This is a genomic window from Arthrobacter sp. Rue61a (assembly GCF_000294695.2).
In the GTDB taxonomy this organism is placed as follows: Bacteria; Actinomycetota; Actinomycetes; order Actinomycetales; family Micrococcaceae; genus Arthrobacter; species Arthrobacter aurescens_A.
On record NC_018531.1, the window covers coordinates 2,703,177 to 2,721,800 of the forward strand.

Sequence of the window (18,624 nt, forward strand, 5' to 3'; positions counted from 1 at the left end):
ATGAATGGTCCCCACTGTAAACGCCCCGCACTTGCTGGAGCCTGTCATATCCGAGCTCTACTCCCCCAGCCGCATCTTCACTTGGAACGAACTGCAGAGCATGGCGTTCGATGGCATCCTGCTGCCCCTGTACGGCAAGAGTTACGCCTCCCCGGGCGTAGCTGTCACCCACCGCCTGAGGGCCCGCGCAGCGGCCCTGACCGTCCCGGAACGAATCCGAACCAAAGTGGTCGCGGGACGGCTCACAGCAGCGTGGATCTACGGTTGCGCGAATCCACCAGACCACCTGTCACTGCTGGTTGATGTAAAACATCGCATCTCCAGTTTGCGGGGAACCACGGCCTGCAGTCTCCATGAGGTCCGTCTGGGTCAAATGGACGTCGTCAGCCTCGGAGGAATGCTGGTGAGCAGCCCACTCCGAACCGCGGCCGACATCGCCCTCCACGTCGAAGCCGATCGCGCTCTGCCGGCGTTGAGGCGTCTTCTGGACCGCGAAGAGCTTGGCATCCGGCTCCGTCTGCTGACTCTGGCTGTTGAGGCGGCCCCCCGAGTCCCCCATAAAAACGTGCCTTGGCAACCTTAGCGAGACTGGCCCGATAGTGCCCCGGCCGGCCCAGCCGGGACACGGCCAGCCCAGCCGAAGCCGGGCTAGCTGCGGCGGCGGTTACCAGTAGTGCGATAAACGTCAAAGACACCGTCAATGCGTCGTACAGCGTTCAAGACGTGGTGCAGGTACTTCGGATCTCCCATCTCAAAGGCAAACTTCGAGATCGCCACCCTGTCGCTCGAGGTGTGAACCGACGCGGCGAGGATGTTCACGTGGTTCTCGGACAAGATGCGGGTCACATCGGACAGAAGAGACTTCCGGTCCAACGCTTCAACCTGAATCTCCACCAGGAAAACACTCGACTGGGTGGGTGCCCATTCAACTTCGACGATTCTGTCCGGCTGGTCGCGCAGACCGGAAACATTCGTGCAGTCAGTCCGGTGGACTGAAACTCCTGAACCACGCGTGACGAAGCCCAGGATGGGGTCCGGGGGCACCGGCGTGCAACAGCGGGCCAGCTTCACCCACACATCGCCCACGCCTCGCACGATGACGCCTGAGTCCGAGAACTTCGACTTCGCAACCTGAGTGGGAATACTAACTTCGTCGAGGTCTTCGTCCGGCGTTTCATGGCCGCCCAAATGCTCAACGAGCTTTTCCATGACGGACTGAGCTGACGTGTGCCCGTCACCCACACCTGCGTAAAGCCCGGAGATGTCTACATAGTGGAAGTCCTCGGCCACAGCGGACAGAGCATCGTGCGTCATCAAGCGCTGCAGAGGCAGGTTCTGCTTCCGCATGGCGCGGGTCAGCATGTCCTTGCCACGCTCAATGGCTTCCTCGCGGCGTTCCTTGGTGAACCATTGGCGGATCTTATTGCGAGCACGTGCCGACTTGACGAAGTGCTGCCAATCCTGGCTGGGACCGGCGCCTTCCGCCTTAGACGTGAAGATCTCCACCCAGTCGCCATGATTGAGTTCGCTGTTAAGCGGAACCAACTTGCCGTTGACTCGGGCACCGATGGTTCGGTGGCCAACCTCCGTGTGCACGGCATACGCGAAGTCCACAGGTGTTGATCCTGCTGGAAGGGCCATGACTTCACCCTTGGGGGTGAAAACGAAAACTTCCCGGGCATTAATCTCATATCGAAGCGAATCCAGGAACTCTCCGGGATCGGAGGTCTCCTGCTGCCAGTCCACCAGCGACCGCAGCCAGCCCATGTCGCCGTCGCGCGGGCTGCCCGGTCCTTGCGCGGTCCGGTTGGGCTGGTCTTTGTACTTCCAGTGCGCTGCCACGCCATACTCTGCCCGACGATGCATCTCGTGGGTACGGATCTGGATCTCCACGGGCTTGCCGCCGGGCCCAATCACGGTGGTGTGCAGTGATTGGTACATGTTGAACTTGGGCATGGCGATGTAATCCTTGAACCGTCCCGGAAGGGGGTTCCACCGCGAATGCAGCGTCCCGAGGGCCGCGTAACAGTCACGCACAGAATCCACCAGGACGCGCACACCCATGAGGTCGTTGATGTCGTCGAAGTCCTTATCCCGGACGATCATCTTCTGGTAAATCGAGTAGTAGTGCTTCGGACGGCCCGTGATGGTCGCCTTGATGCGTGCCGTCCGCAAGTCATCCGCTATCTGGTTACGGATGACGCTGAGGCTCTTTTCCCGCTCCGGCGTCCGGTCTCCCACCATGCGTACGATTTCCTCATACACCTTGGGGTACAGCGCAGCGAAGGAAAGATCTTCCAATTCCCACTTGATGGTATTCATGCCCAGGCGATGGGCCAGGGGTGCGAAGATCTCCAGTGTTTCGCGGGCCTTGCGCGATGACGACTCCGCGGAAACGAATCGCCAGGTGCGTGCATTGTGGAGACGGTCCGCCAGCTTGATCATCAGGACACGGATGTCCTTGGCCATCGCGACGACCATCTTGCGGACGGTTTCCGACTGGGCAGCCTCACCAAAACTGACTTTATCCAGCTTGGTGACGCCGTCCACCAACATGGCAACTTCAGGGCCGAAGTCGCGCGTCAGGTCAGCCAGCGTGTACGGGGTGTCCTCCACGGTGTCGTGAAGCAACGCTGCCGCCAGGGTTGTCCCGGTCATGCCGAGCTCAGCCAGGATGGTGGCCACGGCCACCGGGTGGGTGATGTACGGATCACCGCTCTTGCGCTTTTGTCCCTGGTGGCTCTGCTCCGCCACCGCGAAAGCGCGTTGGATCAGATCGAAGTCCTCTTTGGGATTGTTCGCCCGGACGGTCCGCAGCAGGGGTTCCAGGATGGGCGAGTAGGGGGCGATGCCCCGTCCGGTCAGGCGGGCCAGGCGTGAACGTGTGCGTTCCCGCCGTCCCGGGAAGGTGGGACGCACGCCGGGAGAATCAACCGGCACCGCAGCTGCAGTCCGTCCCGGCACACTCGTTGCCGGAACTGCCACAGCCTTGCGGCCGTCATCCCCGCCCGCCGGTGGTGCCGACGTCGCACGTTCTTCCACAGAAGTACCCCTCACAACCGATTTAATTCTCCCAGTCTATTCCCGCAGGTGAATGCTTCTGCAACCGGGCAGCACATGACAATGACTCAAGCAAGTCAAGAAGCCGGCCTCCGCACTGATGCGGAGGCCGGCTTCCGGCGAAACAACGGGGTTGAACAGGCCCTAGACTGTGGCTTCAGTCCTGCGGTGCGCAACCTTTTTGGCTTGCTTCACGAGTTCCGGCTCACCTTGGCGCAGCCACGCGTACAGAGGCGCCGCAATGAAGATCGTGGCAGCCGTACCAATGATGATGCCCACGAACAACGCCAGGGAAAGGTCCCGCAGCGTGCCAGCGCCCAGGAGGCCTGCACCGATAAACAGGATTGCTGCTACCGGGAGGACGGCCACCATCATGGTGTTGATGGAGCGGACCAGAGTTTGGTTGATCGCCAGGTTGACTTCTTCACCGAACGTGCGGCGGGTGGACGTGGTGATATCCGCCGTGTTTTCACGAATCTTGTCGAACACCACCACGGTGTCGTACAGCGAGTAGCTGAGGACCGTCAGGAATCCGATAATCGCCGACGGCGTGACTTCGAAGTCACTGAGGGCGTAGATGCCCGCTGTAATAAACATGGTGACCAGCATGCCCACCAACGCCGACAACGACATCTTCCAGGTCCTGAAGTACAGGGCCATCAAGACAGCCGCCAAACCAACGAACACCACCAAGCCGATGAGCGCCTGTCGGGTGACATCCTGGCCCCAGGTGGGACCCACGAAGTTGGAGGTCACTTCGTTTTCCGTGACTCCGTAGGCGCTGGTGAGGCCGTCCTTGATGCGGTTCGTCTCGTCGTCGGTCAACTGGTCCGTCTGGATCCGCATGGTGTTGCCGGCAACGTTCGCGACGCGCGGAATGGCGCCGGGAACGACGTCGTGCACGGCCTTTTCGCCGAGGCTCGCGTCGGTGGTGCTCACGTTGGAAACGGTGAACTCCGAGCCGCCACGGAACTCAATGCCAAGGTTGAAACCACCCTTGGCCACCGGGATGAGGATAGAGAGGGCTACGGCGACGGCCGCAATGATGAACCAAATCTTCTTCGAATTTACGAAGTTGTATGAGCGCTTGCCCGTGTAGAGCTCATGGCCGAAGGTTGCGAAGCTCGTCGTCATTACTTCTCCTCCTTGGTGCCGTTGGAAGTACCAGTGAGCTGGCCCTTCTCGGCAAGGCGCCTCTCGGCGATGGTCATGCGTCGTTCGGCTTCGGCTGCGGCACCGGTGTTGCGTGCGCGAACCACGGCAGGCTTTTCCTCAGGCGTACGGAGGCGCCCCGCCCCCCGGTACAGGGGAACTGCGCCCAAACGGTCAGGGGAAAGCCCGGAGAACCTGTGACCTTCGCCGAAGAACTTAGTGCGCGCCAGGAGCTGCAGCGTGGGGTGCGTAAACATGAACACCACAATGAGGTCGGCAACTGCCGTCAAGCCGAGCGTGAACGCGAAGCCACGGACGTTGCCCACAGCCACGAAGTAGAGGACAACTGCGGCCAAGAGATTGACCGCCTTGGAAGCCAGCACCGTTCGCTTGGCGCGCTTCCATCCATTCTCCACCGCGGAAACGAGTCCACGGCCCTCGCGCAGCTCATCCCTGATGCGTTCGAAGTAGACAATGAAAGAGTCCGCAGTCTGGCCAATGGCCACGATCAGACCTGCTACGCCTGCCAGGGAGAGACGATAGTTTTCCGTCCATCCAAGGATGGCGATGGCCAGATAGGTCAAGACACCCGCCACCACAAGGGAAGCGATGGTGACAAGACCCAAGGCACGGTACTGGAACAGCGAGTACACAACTACCAGCAACAAACCGATCATGCCTGCGAGCAGACCAAGGCGAAGCTGGTCGCCACCCAGGGTGGCAGAGATCTGCTCCTGCGATTGGATCTCGAAGCTGATGGGCAAGGCGCCGTAGCGCAACTGGTCAGACAGGGCCTTGGCGGAAGCCTGGGTGAAGTTGCCCGTGATCTGCGGCTTTCCATCGGTGATGACAGCAAGGGCGCGCGGCGCCGAAATTACTTTGTCGTCAAGGACGATCGCGAACTGGGACTTGGGATCATCAGAACCCTGCAATTGTGCTGCAGCATAGAACTGGTTGAGCCGCTCTGTGACTGCCTTGAACTTCGCCGTTGCATCCGCGTTGAAGACGATGTTCACACCCCAGGAATTGGTCACGGAGCCCTGTGCGCCCTGGACCTGGGAGAAGGTGGAATCACTGATGTCCTGGCCCCTGACTTCCACCGGACCAAGGATGTACTTGATCGCGGGAGTCTGGGCGGTGGCTGCCTCGCAGGTTACCAACGGCTTGGCAGGATCCGAACGCTCGCGCTTCTCCGGGGAGGGATTCACGCAGTCCAGCGCCTCGAATTCCTTGACGATATCCGCCGTTACCCAGTTGATGTCGCTGGCGTTGGCCGGCTCCGCGGTGGGCTTGGGCAGCTGGTCATCCGGAGTGCGCTGCTCGGCCGGGACAGCCGCCGGGTCACCGTAGGTGATCACCGGCCGGAAGTTCATGTCGGCAGAAGCCTGAATCAGGTCGCGGGTTTCCTTGGAAGGTGTTCCCGGAAGGCTGACCACCACGTTGCGGCCCGACTGGGTGCTGATTTCGGCTTCGGCAACACCCGAGCCGTCAACTCGCTGCCGGATGATGGCAACTGCCTGGTTGAGCTGCTCTTCATTGATCTCGCTGGAACCCTCCACCCTGGGGGCCAGGATCATCTGGGTTCCGCCTTCAAGGTCCAGAGCAAGCTTGGGAGCCCAACTGGCATTGCCAGTTACTACTCCACCAGCCAGGACAGCTGTTAGTACAACGAAAATTGCTCCAAGCCAGGTCAGCACCCTGCGGGCTGAGTTTTTGGGGCCGGTCCGTGCCATTATCGATCTTCCTGTTATCGCCGGACAGCCGCCGGCCGACGCTTGTGAGCGTCTGCCGGCGGCTCTCCGCTGCCGTAGAAGTTGCCTTGCGCGGTGTCGCCGCGACTAACGGTGCTAGTTGTCCTTCTTGTCCTCTTTGTTGAGGCGCGCGATGGTTTCTTCCGGGGTCTCGACGGCGGCAGGAGCTTCAGTCTGCGCGGCGGTCAGGGAAGAAGCGTCGTCCGGAACAACCGGCGCTTCTTCGGGGGTGGTTTCGACCACCTTGGTGACTGCCTGGCGGTGAACCGTAGCCTGGTTGCCCGGCGAAAGCTCGATGACAACCTTGTTCTCAGCTTCGTCGATGGACACGATGCGGCCAAAGAGACCGAAGCTGGTCATGACGTCGACACCCGGAGCGAACTTGGACTGCATTTCAGCCTGCTGCTGCTGGGTCTTCTTGTTGCGGCGGAACATCATGAAGACAAAGAGTCCAAGCATGACGAACAGCAATATGGTCATTGGATCCACAGGGAAGTTCCGTTCTGTACTTACGTTTTGGTTCACGGCAACGTCCCTGGCAGATCCCCGTAGCGGGCATGGATCAAGGACTCGAACGTGCCGAGCGTCATACCAGTCTAGTGGGAAAAGCTGAACACAGCGTGTTAACCGACAGTATCTACGCTTTCGGCGTGGTTTTCGTCCTCACCGAACAGGGCAAGCGTCTCTTGGCCGAAGACTCCTGCCGGGACTGCATAGCCCAGGTGCGTCCAAGCGGACGCCATGGCGATGCGACCCCGCGGCGTTCTTCCCAAAAGTCCCTCGCGGACCAAGAAAGGCTCAGCTACGGTCTCCACCGTTTCGGGTTCCTCACCCACGGCAATGGCCAAGGTGGACAAGCCGACGGGACCACCGTTGAACTTGGTAATCAGGGCTTCCAGAACGGACCGGTCCAGCCTGTCCAAGCCCCGCTCGTCTACTTCGTACATATCCAAGGCTGCTGACGCCGAACGGGCGTCGATTTGCTCAATGCCGTGAACGAGGGCCCAGTCGCGAACCCGGCGGAGGAGCCTGTTGGCTATGCGGGGTGTTCCCCGGGAACGGCCCGCAATCTCCGTAAAGCCTGCAGAGTTCACCTTCAGGTCCAGGAGCCCTGCCGAGCGCCGGAGGACAAGCTCGAGTTCGGCCACCGAATAGAACTCAAGGTGCCCGGTGAAACCGAATCGGTCCCTCAGAGGCCCCGGAAGAAGACCTGCGCGGGTGGTGGCGCCCACCAGGGTGAAGGGCGGCAGCTCCAAGGGAATGGCAGTTGCGCCCGCTCCCTTGCCCACCACGATGTCCACACGGAAGTCCTCCATGGCCATGTACAGCATTTCTTCTGCGGGCCTGGACATGCGGTGGATTTCGTCAAGGAACAGGACCTCGCCCTCCGAGAGCGAGGAAAGGATGGCTGCGAGATCTCCGGCGTGCTGGATGGCAGGTCCGCTGCTGATACGCAGTGGTGCGTTCATTTCGGTCGCGATGATCATGGCAAGCGTGGTCTTGCCGAGTCCTGGAGGCCCGGACATCAACACGTGGTCGGCGCTGCGGCCTCGCATCTTTGAGGCCTCAAGCACCAAAGCAAGCTGCTTGCGGACCCGGTGCTGTCCCACAAAATCGTGCAGGTTCTTGGGACGGAGAGCGGCCTCGATGACCCGCTCTTCCGGTTCTTCTCCCCCGCTGACGAGTGATGGCTCAGCCACGGCTGCCTACGCGGTTTCCTGCGCGCGCCCCGTCCTGGCCAAGCCAGCGCAGCGTAGCGCGAAGTATCTGGGCCACGTTTCCGGCGTCCACGAGTTCCGGCGAATCAGCCATGGCTTTGTCGATGCTGCCGTTGGCGTCCTTCTCTGACCATCCCAAGCTGGTCATGGCGGCGACTACCTGAGGCTTCCATTCGGCGTTCGGGGCTGCGGCGGGAGCAGTGCCGGTGCTGGTTCCGTGCGGGACCAACTTCCCGGCCAGTTCCAGGACGATACGGCCGGCCACCTTCGGACCAATACCCGGCACCTTGGTGAATGTCTTGCTGTCGCCGGTGTGTGCAGCAACCCGGATAGCTTCGGGTTCATGCACGGCAAGAACGGCGAGGGCAAGCCGCGGGCCAACCCCGCTGACGCTGAGGAGGACGTCGAAGACTTCGCGTTCGTCGTCGTCCGCGAAACCGAACAACGTGAGGGAGTCTTCCCGGACGATCATGGAGGTGAAGAGTTTGGCTTCACTTCCGGTCTTGAGGTGGCTCAAGGTCTGCGGTGTGGCATAGACACTCATACCCGCACCGTTGAGGTCGATAACAGCGGTGGACAAACCAACGTGGGCTACGGTTCCACGGAGAAAACTGATCAAGACCCGGCTCCTGAAATACTGCCTGCTCCGTCGCCGTAATATTGCGGCCAAAGCGGACTATCCGAACATATTTACGAATACCCTAGCAAGAGCAGCCGACAATCACCGTTTGCGGCGCGCTTTTGCTTCGGCGTCGGCCCAGGCCTTCTGCGCCGGCGTCAGGGAACTGTTGCCGGATGCGGCGCCCATTCCGCTGCCTGCACGCCAGGCGTGCGTTAGTGCCAATGCGAGGGCGTCCGCCGCGTCAGCGGGCTTGGGTGGAGCATCCAGGCGCAAAATCTTGGTCACCAGCTTGGTTACGGCATCCTTGTTGGCCGTGCCGCTGCCGGTTACCGCGGCTTTGACCTCCGACGGTGTGTGCAACGCGACGGGGATGCCACGGCGTGCGGCCGCAGCGATGACGACGCCTGAGGCTTGGGCCACACCCATTACCGTGCTCACGTTCATCTGCGAAAAAACGCGTTCGACGGCGACGACATCCGGCTCGTGACGGTCGAGCCACTCATCAATTGCCTGGGCGATGACCAGCAATCGTTTGTCCAGCGTGAGTTCCGCCGACGTGCCAACCACACCCACGGCCACCATGGTGGCCCTGCGGTTTTTCTCGATGTCCACAACACCGATGCCGCAACGGGTAAGGCCCGGATCGACTCCCAATACGCGAAGAGTCAATTCCGGGCCTTCCTGTTAGCTGTCAAAGTAACTGCGCTGCACCCGACTACTCGGAGTCGAGGGCAGCCTGCACTTCCTCGCTGAGGTCCGCGTTGCTGTAGACGTTCTGGACATCGTCCAGGTCTTCCAGCGCATCCACGAGCTTCATGAACTTCTTGGCACCGTCAACGTCCAGGTCCACCTGCATGGACGGAACGAATTCGGCTTCATCGGTTTCGTAGTCGATACCCGCTTCTTTCAGGGCGTCGCGGATGGCCTGAAGATCGGAGGGCTCGGAGTGAATCTCCCAGTTTTCGCCGCTGTCCTTGACTTCCTCGGCTCCAGCCTCCAGGACCGCCATCAGAATGTCGTCTTCGCTGAGGCCGTTCTTGGGCAGCACCACAACGCCCTTCCGGGCGAAGAGGTAGCTCACGGAACCGGGATCGGCGATGGTGCCACCGTTGCGGGAGATTGCCAGGCGTACCTCGGAAGCAGCACGGTTCTTGTTGTCGGTCAAACATTCAATCAACAAAGCCGAGCCCTGCGGACCGCGGGCCTCGTACATGATTTCGGTGTAGTCCACCACTTCGCCGGTGAGGCCTGCCCCACGCTTGATGGCACGGTCGATGTTGTCATTGGGAACCGAGGTTTTCTTGGCCTTGGTGACGGCGAGTTCCAGGCCTGGGTTGCCGGCGAGGTCCGGGCCACCCATGCGGGCAGCAACTTCGATGTTCTTGATCAGTTTCGCGAACGACTTTGCACGCCTGCCGTCAATGATGGCTTTCTTGTGCTTGGTGGTCGCCCATTTGGAGTGGCCTGACATGCTTTACGCTTCTCCTCTGATCATTCGAATAAAGAGTTCATGCACGCGTTTCTCTCCCGTCACTTCCGGATGGAAGGAGGTGGCCAGCAATTGGCCGGAACGCACTGCAACAATTCTAGCCACTCCATGCAAAGTAGCCGTGTGGCTGGCGTGGTCGGGGTCAACCTGGGCAAGGACTTCGACGCCTGGACCTACGCGTTCCACCCAGGGGCCGCGGATGAATACTGCGTGAACGGGATCCACACCGGACTCCCCCGCACTGAAATCCAACCCCTTGAAATCGAGGTCGGTTTCGAAGGACTCGCGTTGGCGTCCAAAGGCATTTCGGCGGACAGTAATATCCAATCCGCCAAAAGTCTGCTGGGGATTTCCGTCCAGGTCCGTAGCCGGGTCCGCAATTTCATCGGCCAACAGGATCATGCCGGCGCAGGAGCCGTAGACGGGAAGTCCCTCCGCGATGCGCTTTTGAAGGGGGTCACGGACTTCGAAGATCCGGGAGAGTTTGTCAATGGTGGTGGATTCGCCGCCTGGAATAATCAGGCCGTCGATGTCGTCGAGCTCTGACGGGCGGCGGATACCCACGCCGGTGGCACCAGCGGCCTCCACAGCGTGGATATGCTCGCGGAAGTCGCCCTGGAGAGCCAGCACGCCGATCCGGAGTCCTGAACCCACGCGTGACGAAGCGTCGGAAAGGGGGTTGGTCATTCGACCATCATAGTGGCCCAAGCCTTCCGTTACGCCGTTTGCGGCCACCAGGCATTACCGGCAGTCAGGGTTCCATGCCCTGACTGGGATATATTACAGAGCATGCTTTCCTTCAGCGTCCCCCTCGGCAAGCTGGTCCGCACACTGTCCCGGCTCCGGGGTGGAGGCTCAGCTTTCCCCGGCTTGGTAGTCGAGAAAATCGACCCCGGCTTCATGCAGCGAACGCTGGCGTCGCTCCCCCTTGGCGTAGCCGTGGTCAGCGGCACCAACGGTAAAACCACTACCACCAAGATGGTGGTTGAACTCCTTGAGAGCCAAGGCTTGAAGGTCTTCACCAACCGCAGCGGCAGCAACTTCACCCGGGGCGTAGCCGCCTCACTCTTAGGCGACGTGGATTGGCGTGGACGCCTCGACGCGGACATCGCCATTCTGGAACTTGACGAGGCCCACGCCGTGCACTTCGTCAATAAAGTGGAGCCCCGCTTCAGCCTCCTGTTGAATGTCCTGCGCGACCAATTGGACCGCTTCGGTGAAATCGACAAGACCGCCCGTTTGCTGGAGCACATCGCCTCCAAGACCACTGACACGGTGGTCCTCAACCGGGAGGACCCCCGTGTCGCCCGGATTGCCAACGCCCTCAACACCTTGGACGCCGTACACCACCCCGAGATCAGGTACTTCGGTCTCGACGAATCGTTGCGCAGCACTTTTCCCAACGACGACGAGATGCGCACCACGGCGATCGGCCCTTCCCCGTCAGGAACCTCGGTTGCCGCAGAAACCGGTGACGACGTAGACCTGCCGGCTGCCGACGTCGTACTTCGCCGGGTAGGTGCCCAGGACGCTGACTTTGAGTTCGACGGCGAAACCGTCACCACAACCATGAAACTGCGCGGCGTCTACAACATCTTCAATGCTGCGGCGGCATTGTCGCTGGCGCGGGCCATCCTGGGAACCGGCCCCGTTGACACGCCCAAACTCGTGAAATCTTTGGGAGAAGTTGCTCCCGCGTTCGGCCGCGGTGAAAGCCTCACGGTGGATGGACAGCCCTTGGAGCTGGTTCTCGTGAAGAACCCCAGCGGGTTCCGTCTCGGACTGAAGTCCTTCCCTGCCGGTGGGTACGCCACCATGATTGCCATCAACGACAACTACGCCGACGGCAGGGACATGTCCTGGCTTTGGGACGTTGAGTTCGATTCCCTGCGGGAAGACGGCGTTGAGGTCCTCACCGGTGTCCGCGCCTACGATATGGCGCTGCGCCTCCAGTACGACGACGTGCACTTCGGAGTCGTGGAACCTGACATCACCGCAGCTCTTCGGGCTTTCATAGACGGCTCGCGGGGCAAGCCCAAACGCATCTTCTGCACGTACACCTCCATGCTCGCCATTCGCCGTGAACTGGCCAAAATCACCATAGTTGAGGTGGTCTCATGACCTCGGAAGCACAACCCACGCCTGACTCACAGCCCAGCAAGGGCACCATCCGCGTTCTCCAGCTCTACCCGCGGGAAATGAACATCTACGGTGACTGGGGCAACGCCCTGGTCCTTAAGCAACGGATTAAGTGGCATGGCTACACCCCGGAGTTGCTTGAGTACAACGTGGGCGACGACTTCCCCGACGACGTGGACATCATTGTGGGCGGCGGCGGGCAGGACAGCGGCCAATTGGTCATCCAGGACGACCTCCAGGCGCGCGCCGGACAGCTGAAGCAGCTCGCCGACGAAGGTGCCCCCATGCTGGTGATTTGTGGGCTGTATCAACTTTTCGGCAAGTTCTTCAAGACCAGCACAGGGCCCGTCATTCCCGGTATTGGCATCCTTGACGTCGAAACCCACGGAACCGACGAGCGACTCATCGGCAACGTGACCATGAAGTCTGCCGAATTTGGCGACATCCTGGGCTACGAGAACCACAGCGGGCAAACTACCCTGGGTCCCGGCGTCGAGCCTCTCGGCACTGTCACCAAGGGCGCGGGCAACAACAGCAAAGACGGGCATGAGGGCGCCCGCTACAACAACGTTGTAGCGAGCTACCTTCACGGTTCATTGCTGCCGAAGAACCCGGCCATTGCGGACTTCCTGATCCGCACGGCGGCCGAACGTAAATTCGGTACTTTCGTGCCTGGAAGGCCCGACGACGGTTACGCGCGCCTTGCGCGGGAACACGCCGCCCGCCGGCCGAGGTAGAAGTTACTTTTCCTTGGTGATCAGTAGTTCGTGTGCGCCTGCAGTTGCTGCGCCCATGGACTCAACCACCGCTTTGGTTCGCTGGTAGGTCTCAGCGTCGGCCGCAGGTGTAGCGCAGACTCCCTGGGGTGCGTCGCTGGCTACCGAGCACCAGCGATAGGGATCGCGAACGATGACTGATGGAGCCCAGGCGAGATCCGAAGCAGCCCAAGTACCTGCAGCGTTTTGGCTGAACTGTGCCCTGACGAGCAGCCCTTCGTTATTGGCGACGTACCACGGTGACAATTCAGTGACGCCGTTGCCCAGCCCATACACGATCCACGTGCCTTTGTAATTCTCGATAGGCAGCACCGAGTGGGTGTGGTGTCCGTAGATCATGGTGAACTGTCCGCTGTCCACCAACGCGTGAGCAACCTCCTGCTGCTGGGCATTGGCTTCGCTGGCGTACTCGTCCCCGGCATGCATGACGCCAAGGACAATGTCAGCCCCAAGTGCCTTCGCCTGGGTCGCCTTCGCGATCATGGCCGCCGGGTCCAGCTCGTCCACCAGCCACGGGTATTCCGGGATTTGCCCATTGTGGCCATACGTTCCAATGATGACGGCCACCTTGGCTGCGTCCGTTTGGAGCATCAGTATTTCCTTGGACTCCGCTTCCGTGCGGTAGGACCCCGTGTGCTTCAGGCCCGCTGCATCCAAAGCATCCAGTGTCCGGAGCAAACCTTCGGTCCCGCGGTCAATGGTGTGGTTGCTCGCTGTAGTGCAGGCCTGGTAGCCGACGTCCTTGGAAGCAGTGATGATTTGCGGCGGCACGTTGAAGGACGGGTAGGCAGAGAACGGCCCTTCCGGAGAAGCAACGGGCGTTTCTTGGTGGCAAATGGCGAGGTCGCTGTTGCGAATGTAGCGACGCTGTCCTTCAAGAAGTGGGACGAATGTGTAGCCGGGAAGACCTGCCGCCGCGGCGTCAGCTCTAGCTTGTTGCCAGAGCTGGGTGTGAACCAGCATGTCGCCTGTCACCGTGATGGAGGTGCAGCGTAATTCCGGGCAAGCGGGCCCCCTGCCCGGAGTCGGGTTTGGCGCAGGTGTACGCGTTGGAGCCGGGGTTTCCGTTACCGGGGCCGAAGCGGCGCTGCTGCGGTTCGAGTTTTCAGTTTCGGAAATGACACCGCAGGCGTTCAAGGACAGGGTGAGCGCCATCGCGCCCAGCACGAGTGCCGCCTTCTGAGGACGGTACCAGGCCGCGGAAAATGTGATTTTGCCCATGACTTTCATCCTACGGCGGAAGCCCGGAGGAACAGGGCGTGCCGCTCTTGAGGACACGATTCTTACGTGAAAGAGTCGCTTCATGACCAATCCACTCTTGAGTTCCAGCCCGCTGCCTTACGGGCTTCCGCCCTTCGCCGGCATTTCAGCAGAGCACTACGCCGAGGCCGTAGAGGTGGGCTTGGCTTCGCATCTCCAGGAAATTTCGCGGATCGCGGACAACCCGGAGCCCGCCACCTTGGAGAACACAGCCTTGGCCATGGAGCGGTCCGGACTTCTCCTCAACAGGGCTGCGGCAGCGTTCTTCACTCTCGTTTCCGCGGATGCTTCAGAGGCCATCAAAGCGCTTGAGACAAAGTTGTCACCCAAGTTCTCAGCACATCAGGATGCTGTCTATATGAACCGCGCGCTCTTCGAGCGGTTTGCCGCCATAGAAACCATCGGCCTGGATGCGGAAGCCTCCCGATTGGTGGAGGAGTACCTCAAGGAGTTCCGACAGTCCGGAATTCAGCTCGATGACGCCGGGCAGCACCGCTTGCGTGAAGTCAACGCGGAGCTGTCCCGCTTGGGCACCGAGTTTGGCCAGCGCGTCAAGGAAGGCATGAAGTCCGCCGCCCTGCTCCTTGACGACGCCGAAGATCTGACCGGGCTGCAGCCCGAAATGGTTTCCGCCGCTGCAGAAGCTGCAAAGCTTGCCGGGCATGATGGCAAGTACCTACTGACGCTGATCCTACCCAGCAACCAACCCGCCTTGGCGTCACTGGAGAACCGAACCATCCGCCGTCGCCTGTATGAAGCGTCCCTGGCTCGCGGCGCCGATGGCGGCACCTTGGATGTCCGCGACCTGGTGAAAGCTACTGCACGTTTGCGGGCCGAGAAAGCCACACTTTTGGGGTTTGCCAACTTCGCTGAGCTGGTAGTGGACCAGCAGACTGCGCCAGGTTTCAGCGAAGTACAGGCGATGCTGGGCCGGCTCGCTCGGGCTGCCCTGAGCAACGCTGAGTCGGAAGCACAAGCCTTGGCCGAATCCGCCGGCCACCAACTTGAGCCGTGGGATTGGGCGTACTACTCAGCCCGGGTCCGCCAGGAGAAGTTCGAGGTGGACGAGCAAGCACTCCGGCCTTACTTCAGCCTTGAAACCGTACTCAACGACGGGGTCTTCCATGCGGCGACCAAGCTGTACGGGGTTACCTTCAGTGAGCGGGAAGACCTTGAAGGCTATCACCCGGATGTCCGTGTCTGGGAAGTCCGTGATCAAGACGGCAGCGGCCTCGGCCTCTTCTTGGGCGACTACTACACCCGGGAGTCAAAGCGCGGAGGTGCCTGGATGAATTCCCTCGTGGAACAGTCCAGCCTGCTGGGAACCCAGTCCGTGGTCATCAACAACCTCAACATCACCAAGCCGGCTCCCGGCGAGCCTACATTGCTGTCCTTGGACGAGGTCCGTACCGTTTTCCACGAATTCGGCCACGCGTTGCACGGGCTCTTTTCCGATGTCACCTATCCACGGTTCTCCGGAACGTCCGTACCGCGCGACTTCGTGGAATATCCGTCCCAGGTCAACGAAATGTGGATCATGTGGCCCGAGGTCCTGGCCAACTATGCACGCCATTACTCCACGGGGGAGGCACTCCCCCAGGACACCGTGGACAAACTCAATGAGTCATTGTTGTGGGGAGAAGGGTTCGCAACTACCGAATATCTCGGGGCGGCGCTCCTTGACGTGGCGTGGCACGTGCTGTCCGAGTCCGAAGTCCCGGAGGACGTTCTCGCGTTCGAAGCCAAGGCGCTGGCTGATGCGGCAATCACGCACCCGCTGATCCCGCCGAGGTACCGCACGGGGTATTTCCAACACATCTTCGCCGGTTCGGGTTACGCAGCGGGCTACTACTCCTATATCTGGAGCGAGGTGCTGGACGCCGACACTGTGGAATGGTTCAAGGAAAACGGCGGCCTTACCCGCTCCAACGGGGACCGGTTCAGATCCGAGCTGCTATCGAGGGGTAACAGCCGCGATCCGCTGGAATCCTTCCGCTCATTCCGAGGCCATGACGCCGAGCTGGAACCCCTGCTAAAGCGCCGCGGCCTCAACTAAACACAACGACGCCGGACGCTCACCTCATAAGGCGACCGTCCGGCGTCGTTCATAACCTCAAGCACCTCAAGCTGAGGGCAGGGGCGATCCGGCAGTGTGCGTAAAAGGGGCCCCGCGCCCTGAGCAGCTACTTAGCTGCCAACGGGGCGCGGGGAATAGCACGCAGAGGATTGCCGCTGTCCGAGACTTAAGTGCGGCTTACCAGCCGCGCTCTGCGAGGCGGTGGGGCTGCGGGATATCGTCGACGTTGATGCCCACCATGGCTTCGCCCAGGCCGCGAGAGACCTTGGCGATGACATCGGGATCATCGTGGAACGTGGTGGCCTTCACGACGGCGGCGGCGCGCTCTGCGGGGTTGCCGGACTTGAAGATACCGGAGCCAACGAATACACCGTCGGCGCCGAGCTGCATCATCATGGCAGCATCAGCCGGGGTGGCGATGCCACCGGCGGTGAACAGGACCACGGGGAGCTTGCCGGTGGCGGCAACTTCCTTGACCAGCTCGTACGGGGCCTGCAGCTCTTTGGCCGCAACGTACAGCTCGTCCTCGGGCAGGGCAGCGAGCTTGGCGATCTCCGAACGGATCTTGCGCATATGGCCCGTGGCGTTGGAAACATCGCCGGTACCGGCTTCGCCCTTGGAACGGATCATCGCCGCGCCTTCGTTGATACGGCGCAAAGCCTCACCGAGGTTGGTGGCACCACAGACGAACGGGACGGTGAAGTTCCACTTGTCGATGTGGTTGATGTAGTCCGCCGGGGTCAGGACCTCGGACTCGTCGATGTAGTCAACACCGAGGGACTGCAGGACCTGGGCTTCGACGAAGTGGCCGATGCGGGCCTTGGCCATGACCGGGATGGACACGGCGGCGATGATCGCATCGATCATGTCGGGATCGGACATGCGGGACACGCCGCCCTGGGCGCGGATATCGGCCGGGACACGCTCGAGTGCCATGACAGCCACGGCACCGGCATCCTCGGCGATGCGGGCCTGCTCGACGTTAACGACGTCCATGATGACGCCGCCCTTGAGCATCTCCGCCATGCCCCGCTTAACGCGGTTGCTGCCCGTGACGCTGTTCGCGGACGAACCGGCTTCGTTGCTTACATCTGGTGTAGACACAAAAACCCCTATGGGTAGATAAACGACCGTTTTGCCGGAGGCGCGCGCAGCCACACGACCGCAATCAGCGCACACCGGGTTTCAGGTCAAGGTGACCAAGTACTAGTAATAGTAGTCGCACCTTGCATGGTGGCAGTACATTCATTACTGCCTCGAAGGGCAATAAAGCGGGCTCTGGTAGGACAGGTGCACAACCGGAGAGGAACGATTTTGGTTTGCCAACCAGTTCCCCCGGCAAGCGTTGACCCACGGCGTTTATGCTGCAGCAGTTCCATCGGCTTCGGCCATGGCCTGTCGGCGAACGGCGGTCATCCGTTGGACGATCGTCACCACACTTGCCAAGGCAAGGAGGATCAGGGTCCCGAACAATACAACCGGCGGCAGACCCAATCCCGTGAGCCCCGTGACGAGCAGCACGGACGCCAAGCGCTCTGCACGCTCTGCGATCCCGACGCTCGCTTGGTAGCCCAAGGACTCCGCTTTGGCCCGGGCGTAGGAAACAACCATTCCAAGAACCAGGCAGATGACTGCTGCAGAACCTATCGCCGGATCCTCACCTCCGGTGAAAAACCAGATAGTCAGGCCGGCAAATATCGCACCATCGGCAAGCCGGTCCAAAGTGGAATCCAGGAAATTGCCCCAGCCGCCGCTGCGCCCCTGAAGCCTCGCCATGATTCCGTCTACGACATCTGAAAATGCGAAGAAGGCGACCACAACCGAACCCCACCACAAAAAGCCCAACGGGTAGAGGACGAGTCCGCCCAATATCACGCCTGCGGTCCCTGCAATGGTCACGGCGTCAGGAGACACACCGATCCTCAGCAGCCATCGCGCTAGAGGAGTAAAGAGTGAAGTGAAAAAGCCGCGCGCATGCCTATTGAGCATTCGACTCCCCCGGCCAGGCTTCGGCCACAAGCTTGCGGACCTCATCGAGTGTCTGCGTGATGGCCTTGGTCTGGGCGATGATCGGGAAGAAGTTTCCATCCCCGCCCCAGCGCGGAACCACGTGCTGATGGAGATGCGCTGCAATACCGGCACCACCGGTCACGCCCTGGTTCATGCCCAGATTAAAGCCGCTCGGATTGGAAACTTTCCGCAGCACCCGCATTGCCGTCTGGGTGAGATCGGCGAACTCGGCCGTTTCCTCCACTGTGATGTCCGTGTAGTCGGGAACGTGCCGGTAGGGGCAGATCAACAAATGACCTGGGTTGTACGGGAACAGGTTAAGGACCACATAGCAGGTCCGTCCCCGATAGACGATGAGGGATTCCTCATCTGAGCGTGTGGGTCCTACACAGAACGGGCAGTCGTCCTTGTTCTTGAATTGATCCTGCCCGCCCTTGATGTAGGCCATACGGTGCGGAGTCCACAGGCGCTGAAACGCGTCCGGTACGCCTGCCAATCCGAAGTCATCGGTGACGTCGGCATCGCTCGGAAGGTCAGCTGCCGCGCCTGTGTTCTCCTGCACCGTCTCTG

17 protein-coding genes are annotated in these 18,624 nt (G+C 60.9%); 4 read left to right on the plus strand and 13 right to left on the minus strand.

Going from position 1 to position 18,624, the window contains the following annotated elements; all coding sequences use genetic code 11:
- Positions 1–4 precede the first annotated feature (4 nt).
- The gene (locus tag ARUE_RS12245; RefSeq protein ID WP_014921984.1) at positions 5–583 is read left to right on the plus strand and encodes a hypothetical protein; all 579 of its coding nucleotides are present in this window, start codon (positions 5–7) and stop codon (positions 581–583) included.
- Between the two features lie 65 nt (positions 584–648).
- Here the strand turns inward: ARUE_RS12245 and ARUE_RS12250 are convergent, their stop codons facing one another.
- The 9 genes from ARUE_RS12250 to pdxT form a co-directional block, all read right to left on the minus strand.
- Entirely contained in the window at positions 649–3,042 is a 2,394-nt protein-coding gene (locus ARUE_RS12250) for a RelA/SpoT family protein (RefSeq protein ID WP_014921985.1), read from the minus strand.
- Positions 3,043–3,204: 162 nt separating this feature from the next.
- Positions 3,205–4,194 (minus strand): protein translocase subunit SecF, encoded by a 990-nt coding sequence (secF, locus tag ARUE_RS12255; protein WP_014921986.1) that lies wholly within the window; start codon positions 4,192–4,194, stop codon positions 3,205–3,207.
- Positions 4,194–5,945, minus strand: a complete 1,752-nt coding sequence (gene secD, locus ARUE_RS12260) for a protein translocase subunit SecD (RefSeq protein WP_011774978.1) — start codon at positions 5,943–5,945, stop codon at positions 4,194–4,196. Before secD ends, secF begins: the two co-directional genes overlap by 1 nt.
- Positions 5,946–6,059: 114 nt before the next feature.
- Entirely contained in the window at positions 6,060–6,443 is a 384-nt protein-coding gene (gene yajC / locus ARUE_RS12265; RefSeq protein ID WP_024816850.1) for a preprotein translocase subunit YajC, read from the minus strand.
- Positions 6,444–6,586: 143 nt separating this feature from the next.
- Positions 6,587–7,663 carry a Holliday junction branch migration DNA helicase RuvB gene (ruvB, locus tag ARUE_RS12270; RefSeq protein ID WP_014921987.1) on the minus strand — a complete coding sequence of 359 codons (1,077 nt, stop codon included), beginning with the start codon at positions 7,661–7,663 and terminating at the stop codon, positions 6,587–6,589.
- Positions 7,656–8,300 (minus strand): Holliday junction branch migration protein RuvA, encoded by a 645-nt coding sequence (ruvA, locus tag ARUE_RS12275; protein ID WP_014921988.1) that lies wholly within the window; start codon positions 8,298–8,300, stop codon positions 7,656–7,658. The genes ruvB and ruvA overlap by 8 nt, the downstream gene beginning before the upstream one ends.
- A 102-nt stretch (positions 8,301–8,402) precedes the next feature.
- On the minus strand, positions 8,403–8,972 hold the full coding sequence (gene ruvC, locus ARUE_RS12280) for a crossover junction endodeoxyribonuclease RuvC (protein ID WP_011774982.1): 570 nt from the start codon (positions 8,970–8,972) through the stop codon (positions 8,403–8,405).
- Between the two features lie 46 nt (positions 8,973–9,018).
- The gene (locus tag ARUE_RS12285; RefSeq protein ID WP_011774983.1) at positions 9,019–9,774 is read right to left on the minus strand and encodes a YebC/PmpR family DNA-binding transcriptional regulator; all 756 of its coding nucleotides are present in this window, start codon (positions 9,772–9,774) and stop codon (positions 9,019–9,021) included.
- Between the two features lie 3 nt (positions 9,775–9,777).
- Positions 9,778–10,479 carry a pyridoxal 5'-phosphate synthase glutaminase subunit PdxT gene (gene pdxT / locus ARUE_RS12290; protein WP_014921990.1) on the minus strand — a complete coding sequence of 234 codons (702 nt, stop codon included), beginning with the start codon at positions 10,477–10,479 and terminating at the stop codon, positions 9,778–9,780.
- A gap of 102 nt (positions 10,480–10,581) precedes the next feature.
- Here pdxT and ARUE_RS12295 point away from each other — a divergent pair, with 102 nt between their 5' ends.
- Both ARUE_RS12295 and ARUE_RS12300 read left to right on the plus strand, forming a co-directional pair.
- Entirely contained in the window at positions 10,582–11,913 is a 1,332-nt protein-coding gene (locus tag ARUE_RS12295) for a Mur ligase family protein (RefSeq protein WP_043470329.1), read from the plus strand.
- Positions 11,910–12,668, plus strand: coding sequence for a type 1 glutamine amidotransferase (locus tag ARUE_RS12300; protein WP_011774986.1), 759 nt, complete (start codon positions 11,910–11,912; stop codon positions 12,666–12,668). Before ARUE_RS12295 ends, ARUE_RS12300 begins: the two co-directional genes overlap by 4 nt.
- Before the next feature lie 3 nt (positions 12,669–12,671).
- Here the strand turns inward: ARUE_RS12300 and ARUE_RS12305 are convergent, their stop codons facing one another.
- The gene (locus ARUE_RS12305; RefSeq protein WP_014921991.1) at positions 12,672–13,937 is read right to left on the minus strand and encodes a CapA family protein; all 1,266 of its coding nucleotides are present in this window, start codon (positions 13,935–13,937) and stop codon (positions 12,672–12,674) included.
- A gap of 73 nt (positions 13,938–14,010) precedes the next feature.
- Between ARUE_RS12305 and ARUE_RS12310 the strand changes: the two genes are divergently transcribed.
- Positions 14,011–16,023, plus strand: coding sequence for a M3 family metallopeptidase (locus ARUE_RS12310; RefSeq protein ID WP_014921992.1), 2,013 nt, complete (start codon positions 14,011–14,013; stop codon positions 16,021–16,023).
- Positions 16,024–16,221: 198 nt separating this feature from the next.
- Here the strand turns inward: ARUE_RS12310 and pdxS are convergent, their stop codons facing one another.
- The 3 genes from pdxS to ARUE_RS12325 all read right to left on the minus strand — a co-directional run bounded on the left by pdxS (position 16,222) and on the right by ARUE_RS12325 (position 18,616).
- Positions 16,222–17,148 carry a pyridoxal 5'-phosphate synthase lyase subunit PdxS gene (pdxS, locus tag ARUE_RS12315; RefSeq protein WP_014921993.1) on the minus strand — a complete coding sequence of 309 codons (927 nt, stop codon included), beginning with the start codon at positions 17,146–17,148 and terminating at the stop codon, positions 16,222–16,224.
- Positions 17,149–17,403: 255 nt separating this feature from the next.
- Positions 17,404–18,033: a phosphatidylinositol phosphate synthase gene (gene pgsA / locus ARUE_RS12320; RefSeq protein ID WP_043470332.1), complete on the minus strand. Its 630-nt coding sequence runs from the start codon at positions 18,031–18,033 to the stop codon at positions 17,404–17,406.
- Positions 18,023–18,616 (minus strand): HIT family protein, encoded by a 594-nt coding sequence (locus ARUE_RS12325; protein ID WP_011774990.1) that lies wholly within the window; start codon positions 18,614–18,616, stop codon positions 18,023–18,025. The genes pgsA and ARUE_RS12325 overlap by 11 nt, the downstream gene beginning before the upstream one ends.
- Between the last annotated feature and the right edge of the window lie 8 nt (positions 18,617–18,624).

Bases quoted from the DNA above. Each gene is read 5' to 3' on its own strand.
- ARUE_RS12245 (WP_014921984.1), top strand. From the start codon at position 5: ATGGTCCCCACTGTAAACGCCCCGCACTTGCTGGAGCCTGTCATATCC.
- secF (WP_014921986.1), bottom strand. From the start codon at position 4,194: ATGACGACGAGCTTCGCAACCTTCGGCCATGAGCTCTACACGGGCAAG.
- secD (WP_011774978.1), bottom strand. From the start codon at position 5,945: ATGGCACGGACCGGCCCCAAAAACTCAGCCCGCAGGGTGCTGACCTGG.
- yajC (WP_024816850.1), bottom strand. From the start codon at position 6,443: ATGACCATATTGCTGTTCGTCATGCTTGGACTCTTTGTCTTCATGATG.
- ARUE_RS12285 (WP_011774983.1), bottom strand. From the start codon at position 9,774: ATGTCAGGCCACTCCAAATGGGCGACCACCAAGCACAAGAAAGCCATC.
- pdxT (WP_014921990.1), bottom strand. From the start codon at position 10,479: ATGACCAACCCCCTTTCCGACGCTTCGTCACGCGTGGGTTCAGGACTC.
- ARUE_RS12295 (WP_043470329.1), top strand. From the start codon at position 10,582: ATGCTTTCCTTCAGCGTCCCCCTCGGCAAGCTGGTCCGCACACTGTCC.
- ARUE_RS12300 (WP_011774986.1), top strand. From the start codon at position 11,910: ATGACCTCGGAAGCACAACCCACGCCTGACTCACAGCCCAGCAAGGGC.
- ARUE_RS12305 (WP_014921991.1), bottom strand. From the start codon at position 13,937: ATGAAAGTCATGGGCAAAATCACATTTTCCGCGGCCTGGTACCGTCCT.
- ARUE_RS12310 (WP_014921992.1), top strand. From the start codon at position 14,011: ATGACCAATCCACTCTTGAGTTCCAGCCCGCTGCCTTACGGGCTTCCG.
- pgsA (WP_043470332.1), bottom strand. From the start codon at position 18,033: ATGCTCAATAGGCATGCGCGCGGCTTTTTCACTTCACTCTTTACTCCT.